The sequence below is a fragment of the Tissierella sp. genome, from assembly GCF_032104385.1.
In the GTDB taxonomy this organism is placed as follows: Bacteria; Bacillota; Clostridia; order Tissierellales; family Tissierellaceae; genus Tissierella.
Genome location: NZ_DAMCHJ010000003.1, coordinates 350064 through 357068 on the forward strand (window position 1 = coordinate 350064; position 7005 = coordinate 357068).

Consider the following 7005-nt stretch of genomic DNA (forward strand, 5'->3'; position numbering starts at 1 on the left):
TTCTATAAACCTAATTTAACTTTCAACTTATCAAGCATATCTTTAGTCATAGCATCTAAATCATATTTTGGATTCCAGCCCCATTCTTCTCTAGCAGCTGAATCATCTAATGAATTTGGCCAAGTATCAGCAATTCCTTGTCTTACTGGGTCAACATCATAGTCTAATTCAAACTCTGGTATAACTTTTTTGATAGATGCAGCTAACATTTCTGGATCAAAGCTCATTGCAGTTACATTGAATGCATTTCTATGGATTAATTTAGATGAATCTGCTTCCATAAGATTTACTATAGCATCTAATGCGTCTGGCATATACATCATATCCATCTTTGTTCCTTTTCCTATGAAACTAGTATATTTTTTATTCTTTAATGCATCATAATAAATATGAACTGCATAGTCTGTAGTTCCTCCACCTGGTAATGTTTCGTAAGAAATAAGACCTGGGAAACGAACTCCTCTAGTATCTACTCCAAATCTCTTGAAATAATAATCACATAGTAATTCCCCTGCTACCTTAGTAACACCATACATAGTTGTTGGTCTTTGAATAGTATCTTGTGGTGTATTATCTGGTGGTGTGGATGGACCAAATGCTGCTATAGAAGATGGTGTATATACCATACAATTTTCTTCCCTTGCAACTTCAAGGATATTATATAAACCGTTCATATTTATATCCCAGCATTGCTCTGGATGTTTTTCACCAACAGCTGAAAGAATAGCTGCTAAATTTATTATTGTATTTACATTATGTTTTTTAACTATTTCTGATACTTCTTTTCCCTTAGTTATATCTACTATTTCAAATGGTCCTGATTCTATTAGCTTTTCATGTCCTTCTTTTACTCTTCTACCACTGGCAATTACATTGTTTACACCATAAATTCTTCTTAACTCTGTAGTTAATTCTGAACCAATTTGTCCTAATGCTCCTGTTACTAATATTTTTCTCATTAAATGCACCCCCGTTATAATTAAGTAGCTTCAATTCGTCATAATTATATCATATTTAATACAATTTGAGTACCCATTATATGATAATTTTAGTAAAAACAAACTCCAATTCCTTTAGGTCCTAGATGAGAACCAATTACGGGACCTAATTCATCAATTATTATTATAGCATTAGGAAATTTTTCTTTTAATAAATCCTTTACTTTTTCCGCATCTTCCTTATTTAAAACATGACATATACCTATTTTATTAACATTAGAAGGAATCCTATCAATTATGGCTGATATTACCTTATTTTTGCCTCTAAGTTTTTCTAAAAGTTTCAATTCTCCATCCTTTAGCTCAATTATAGGTTTTATATTTAAAAGGTTTCCCAAGGTTGCTTGCACTGTGGAAAGTCTTCCACCTCTTCTTAGATATTCTAAAGTATCAGTAGTTAAATAAATATTTATATTTGTTTTTTTGGTATTCAAATAAGTTTCAATATCTCCAGATGTTTTACCTTTCTTTGCCATTTCAACTGCATCTTCTACTAAGAATTTCATATTAGAAACTGTGGTTAAAGAGTCAATAATAGTAATTTTTTTATATTCTAACATATCTTTTGCAAGCATAGCACTGTTAAAAGTACCACTTAATTTAGAAGATAAAAGAATTGCTATTATCTCATCATATCCTTCGCTAAAAGCTTTATTAAATGCATCTAAAAATTCCCCTACTGCTGGCTGAGATGTAGAAGGAAACAATTTTGTATTTTGAAGCTTATTATAGAATTCATCAAATTCCCCTGGAAATGGATCCTTACCTGTTTCCTCTCCAAATACATAGTTTAATGGAACTATAGTTATATTTTCTCTTTCTGCATATTCTTTAGTTATATAAGCTGTACTATCGGTTATTATTTTAATTTTTGACATCATATGCCTCCTCTTATTATAAAATAATTCTGCTATTACATAATAGCAGAATTATTTCATTATTTCATATTTCAATCTATTTTACAAGTATTTGTTTATATTTGTTACTTATTTCATAAAAAAGGAGAACCTTTCATTAAATATTCTCTAACTACATTCTTTACTAATGCTTTCTGCACCGATATAGGTTCTACTGTTTTCCTCAAATGAGCTGTTTTTTATAATCTTTAACCTACTTTCTTAGCCCATTCCATATTATCGTATCTTCCAATTCCAAATATTATTGTAACAAACATTACCGCTAACATAGCATAAGCATATAGTACATATGGTGTTACTTGTACTGCTGTTAGCGGAACAGCACTATCCTTTGCAAAACCAATTGTATAGATTATAGCCGGTGTCCAAGGCAATGAATAAACAAAGGTATTAGATTGAGCGTCTAAAAGATTTGCAACACGATATGGACTAATACCATGTTTCTCTCCAATAGGTTTCGCAAAGGAAGCGCCAACTGCTAATATTGCTGGAGCATTAAGACCCATTAATGACGAAAGTATTATAATCATAATACTTATAACAAATTCTGCACTTCTTGGACTCTTTGCAACTTTTCCTAAAACATTTAATAATTTAATATCTCCATGTCCTGCTCTCATGATTTCAATTGAACCAAATAATAAAAGAGCTAGAACTACAACTTGCATCATGCTATTAATTCCTGTATAGATTACACCATCTACTGTTCTATCAAGTCCAGCACCCGAAACTCTAATTAAAGCCTCTTTAACCACATCGGAGGCAGGATCTACTTGTATAAAATCTATTAATCCAAACAATACTGCTGTTCCACCTGCTAATACAGATCCTATTGTCGTTGCAATAATAATATCTCCTGATTTAACAGCAATCCAAATAGTTATGGCAACTGGAATCAGCATAAATAATGTCTTAGGATTATATGAAATAGATTCAATAGTTGAAATATCACCCTTATATCCACTTCCAATAATTATAATTCCAATAATAACTATAATACCTGCAGCAATAGCATATTTCAAACGTGATTTAACTACACCTGGAACATCAATACCTTGTGAAGTAGCGGAACAAATAGTTGTGTCAGAAACTGGTGCAAGATTGTCTCCAAAAGCACCTCCAGAAATTATAGCCCCTGCCAAAAGAGCAGGATGTGCTCCTAAAGCAATACCGGCAGGGTATAAAACACCCATCCCAGCAGCAATTGTACCAAATCCGGTACCAGAAGCTGTAGCAAAAACTGCCGATGCTAAAAAAGATATAACGATAAAAAAAGTACCTTGAATACCTATTGAAGCAGCTACACCAGCAATTCCAGTAGCCAAACCAGAAGTACGAAGAATTCTAGAAAATACTCCTGCAAAAATCCAGCATACTATAGGGATTATAGCTTCTTTACTAGCCATACCACTAATTAAGGCATCGGAATATTGAGCTTTATCTTTTGCAAAGAAGAAGGCAACAACTAAAGCAATAAATGCAGGCACCCAAAGAGCGCCGTCCGATATAGATCCAAAATGGAATGTTGTAAGTATGATCATAACTAAGAATACAACAAAAGGTAAGAAAGAAACCCATTCACCACCATAAAACTCTAATTTTTTTGTTTCCTTACTCATTTTACTCCCCCTATTATATATTATTTCATTAGAATACAGTATTAATATATGATCTATATTTATTTTTCTATGCCCTTTCTAGCTTCTACACCTTTATAATAATAATGCTTGATCTCCTTCATTTCAGTAACTAAATCAGCAAGTTCAATAATTCTTTTATCTGCATATCTACCTGTTAGAATCACTTCAATCTTTGGATTTCTATTCTTTAATATGTCAATAATATCATCGGGGTTTAATAGTCTATAATAAGTAGCTATATTTACCTCATCCAATACAACAATATCATATTCATGGCTATTCAAAATTTTTCTACATACTTCTAACCCTTCTTTAGCTATTCTAATATCTTCATCTGTAGGGTTATTATATATGAAGCAATCTCTACCAAATTGTTGAATTTTAAAATTGGGAAGGTATCTTTGACTTTCTAATTCACTATAATCCATACCTTTAATAAATTGACCAAAAAACACTTTCTTCCCAGCAAGAACAGCCCTTAAAGATAAACCTAGTGCAGCAGTTGTCTTTCCTTTTCCATTTCCAGTATATACATGAACATATCCCTTTTCCACAATATGCACCCCCTCCCAATAATCTTAATCCTTTGATCCTTATTATAACCATATTATACCACTATTTTAAATAAAAGAGATATTTAAATGTATAACCTTAAAAGCTAGATAAAAACTACCTTTACCATTCCTTATATGGACTTCCTATTAAATTATGGATATACTAATAAATGAAGGAGGTATTTTTATGGGATTTAGATTTAGGAGAAGTGTGAAAATTGCCCCATGGGTTAGGTTAAACGTAGGAAAGAAAAGTACAAATGTCAGCTTTGGTGTAATCTGAAGTTGATACTAAAAATCCTGATGTTCCACAGGTGGGGTCGAATGAAAAACAAGGTGTTAATATTATTCGGTAAGACATTTAATATAAATAATGCACAACAGTTTATTAATTATTGTTTCTTTATAAATAAGTCTGCTCATCCTAATAAAAAATATAATCTTTTTCTATGACTTCATATCTTATTTCCATATTATTATCCATTCGCTCCCTTTTATAAGAAACTTAATCTTATGAGTTAGAAACTTCTTAATACTAAATTAACAATAGCATAATTTGGATCAGATTAATTATTTTTCAGCTTATTGTAATAATATTGTAAACTGTAAGAGATGCTAGTTAAGAGAAATAGGAGCCATCATGGAGTTTCATGAACGCCCCTTTGGTTTAAATAACCTTGTCGTCTAGATAAAAATATTATTGGGAGGTGTTTATACTTTCACCATTAATTATTATACCTTTTACATTTTCAATTTCAATTATATGCCCTTCAAAAACAAGGGTAGATTCACTTTCGTAGGTGTGGATTGACGACTGGTTCAATTCAACAATATTCCCATCCTCATACTCAACATACACTACATCACTATGGTTGTAATCACCCGACATATTTTGGGGTAAATGAATAGTGACTCCAATTGGTGACAATGAAACCATCTCTATTCTTAATTTCTCACCGTTTATGAGAATCTCTCTACCAACATGAAATTCTGTTGTAACCTTTTCTGGAATCATAAATGAAAATTCCCAATTACCCTTTGTAATCCTCGGAGATTTCATATAGTCAATTACAAGGGATAAATCCTTTAATTGTTCTGGTTCTGTTACACCTTCATATATAATCTCCGTGTATTCATGATGGGGTTCTTTCTTGTTGCTTTCATAGGCATATTTTCTGTCATTTATAAAATTAATCCTTGATGTTGAATCATAAACAATTTCCTTTTCTGCATTTACAAGTTTTGCATTGATATAGTAACCGTCAACTAAAGCAGTATCCTTTAGCATAGCTTTCATTTGTATGTGAAAAAGTCCATCTACAAAACCCATATTGGAAATTGAAAACATATCCACATTGTCAAATTTAATATCCATTTCATTAGATTTCAATAATCTAGATTCTTCATATATCTTATGATTATCACCGCCACCACCACTTTTCCATACTTCATTCTGGTGGATTGTTCCAGGTTTATGTCCTTCCAAAATGTTAGAAATATTAATACCTTTTTCCGGTAAATCTTCAAGTAGTTCACGCCCAGTTGAAAATCCCTTTAATGTAAGTGTTGCTTTGCCTTGATGGTCATTTCCTAATGAAGTAATCATCATAGTTGCTGTTTTTGTTTTATTATTAAAGTCAACAATACTTACATTACCCCCATGCCCCTTATTTAATCCCCAACTTGTAAAGTCAAGATCTTTATCCAGCCTGTCACCCTTCGTATCTGTAATAGTCGCAAAAATTCGCAAAGCATTTTCATCATTAATGACAGAATTTAATTTAATAACAATCCCATCATATTCACTTTGTATTGACATAGGAGCATCATTTATTTCAGATAATGGTTCAATATGCTGCTCAATGTATTTGAAGTTTTCTCCAAATATGATTCTGTATATTTTGCTTATATCGATAATCTCTGCATAAACAAATGTTGTAACTAACACCATAGATGCTGCCACGCCAGCCAATGCTAATTTCTTAAATGAAAACTTTCTTTGCTTCATTTTCGATTTTTGTTCAAATTTATTTTTTATGTTTCTTGCATTATCTTCAGTATAGGCAGGAACATATTTTAACATCATATCAATTTCTCTATCATCGAGTTCATGAATAAAATCATTATTTTTCATTAAAAACCCTCCTCGGCTATTAATATAGTTTTTAATTTTAATTTTCCCTGATACAACTTATTTTCAACCTTTTTTGATGACAAACTCATTTTCTCTGATATTACCTTAACCTTTTCATTGTAATAATACCTTCTTATAATAATTTCTCTGTCAGGCTCATTAAGAGTATCAAGTGCTTCTAAGATTTTTATCCTGTTTTCCTGTGCAAGAATAAACTGAAGCAAATCATCATGTTCGCTGTAATCTTCATGGATTGCTATCATATTGCCTCTAGTTATTTTTCTATACCTATCAATTGCAAGGTTTTTCCCAATCCTGACCAGAAAAGATTTTAAACTACCCTTTTTGTGGTCATAAATCTTAGGGTTTTCCAGCAATTTAATATACACGTCACTTATGCAATCCTCAATATCTTCTGATGAACCGACCTTTTCCAGAATATTGCCCACCACAACCCACAAGAGTTTATTGTAATTCTCCATTATATAATCGAATATATCCATATCCTTTTGCCGTAGTCTTTTTGCAATTTCCTCGTCCGTCATTTCTCACCATCTCCTTTTGTCTATATTGATAATTATACCTTCTACACACATAACGATTGAAAGAGAAAAAACACTTAAAAAAATTATTAATTATTTTTTCTTTAATAGCTTCTTTAGTTTCAATACTATATGAAAGTCTAATTGATGCAATAAGTTATTGAGAATTCTATGTTTAAAAAATGAAAAGAACAACTAGATATAGTTGCTCCTAAAGTAT

At 31.4% G+C, this 7005-nt stretch carries 8 protein-coding genes; 2 read left to right on the forward strand and 6 right to left on the reverse strand.

Annotation, left to right across the window (positions count from 1 at the left end; all coding sequences use genetic code 11):
• Positions 1-2 precede the first annotated feature (2 nt).
• From RT714_RS05780 to RT714_RS05795, 4 genes are all read right to left on the reverse strand, one after another.
• Positions 3-959 carry an L-threonine 3-dehydrogenase gene (locus tag RT714_RS05780; RefSeq protein WP_313756625.1) on the reverse strand — a complete coding sequence of 319 codons (957 nt, stop codon included), beginning with the start codon at positions 957-959 and terminating at the stop codon, positions 3-5.
• Between the two features lie 89 nt (positions 960-1048).
• Entirely contained in the window at positions 1049-1876 is an 828-nt protein-coding gene (locus RT714_RS05785; protein ID WP_313756626.1) for a DegV family protein, read from the reverse strand.
• Positions 1877-2103: 227 nt separating this feature from the next.
• Entirely contained in the window at positions 2104-3534 is a 1431-nt protein-coding gene (locus tag RT714_RS05790) for a Na+/H+ antiporter NhaC family protein (RefSeq protein WP_313756627.1), read from the reverse strand.
• Positions 3535-3593: 59 nt separating this feature from the next.
• On the reverse strand, positions 3594-4109 hold the full coding sequence (locus RT714_RS05795) for a cob(I)yrinic acid a,c-diamide adenosyltransferase (protein WP_313756628.1): 516 nt from the start codon (positions 4107-4109) through the stop codon (positions 3594-3596).
• Positions 4110-4296: 187 nt separating this feature from the next.
• On the opposite strand from RT714_RS05795, the gene RT714_RS15915 reads away from it, so the two are divergent.
• Positions 4297-4392, forward strand: a complete 96-nt coding sequence (locus tag RT714_RS15915) for a DUF4236 domain-containing protein (protein ID WP_399326066.1) — start codon at positions 4297-4299, stop codon at positions 4390-4392.
• A gap of 41 nt (positions 4393-4433) precedes the next feature.
• Entirely contained in the window at positions 4434-4562 is a 129-nt protein-coding gene (locus RT714_RS05800) for a hypothetical protein (RefSeq protein WP_313756629.1), read from the forward strand.
• A gap of 244 nt (positions 4563-4806) precedes the next feature.
• Here RT714_RS05800 and RT714_RS05805 read toward each other — a convergent pair whose 3' ends face one another.
• Both RT714_RS05805 and RT714_RS05810 read right to left on the reverse strand, forming a co-directional pair.
• Complete coding sequence (locus tag RT714_RS05805) at positions 4807-6243, reverse strand: DUF4179 domain-containing protein (protein ID WP_313756630.1); 1437 nt, start codon at positions 6241-6243, stop codon at positions 4807-4809.
• Positions 6243-6788 carry a sigma-70 family RNA polymerase sigma factor gene (locus tag RT714_RS05810; protein WP_313756631.1) on the reverse strand — a complete coding sequence of 182 codons (546 nt, stop codon included), beginning with the start codon at positions 6786-6788 and terminating at the stop codon, positions 6243-6245. The genes RT714_RS05805 and RT714_RS05810 overlap by 1 nt, the downstream gene beginning before the upstream one ends.
• Between the last annotated feature and the right edge of the window lie 217 nt (positions 6789-7005).

Bases quoted from the DNA above. Each gene is read 5' to 3' on its own strand.
- RT714_RS05790 (WP_313756627.1), bottom strand. From the start codon at position 3,534: ATGAGTAAGGAAACAAAAAAATTAGAGTTTTATGGTGGTGAATGGGTT.
- RT714_RS05800 (WP_313756629.1), top strand. From the start codon at position 4,434: ATGAAAAACAAGGTGTTAATATTATTCGGTAAGACATTTAATATAAAT.
- RT714_RS05805 (WP_313756630.1), bottom strand. From the start codon at position 6,243: ATGAAAAATAATGATTTTATTCATGAACTCGATGATAGAGAAATTGAT.
- RT714_RS15915 (WP_399326066.1), top strand. From the start codon at position 4,297: ATGGGATTTAGATTTAGGAGAAGTGTGAAAATTGCCCCATGGGTTAGG.
- RT714_RS05785 (WP_313756626.1), bottom strand. From the start codon at position 1,876: ATGTCAAAAATTAAAATAATAACCGATAGTACAGCTTATATAACTAAA.
- RT714_RS05780 (WP_313756625.1), bottom strand. From the start codon at position 959: ATGAGAAAAATATTAGTAACAGGAGCATTAGGACAAATTGGTTCAGAA.
- RT714_RS05810 (WP_313756631.1), bottom strand. From the start codon at position 6,788: ATGACGGACGAGGAAATTGCAAAAAGACTACGGCAAAAGGATATGGAT.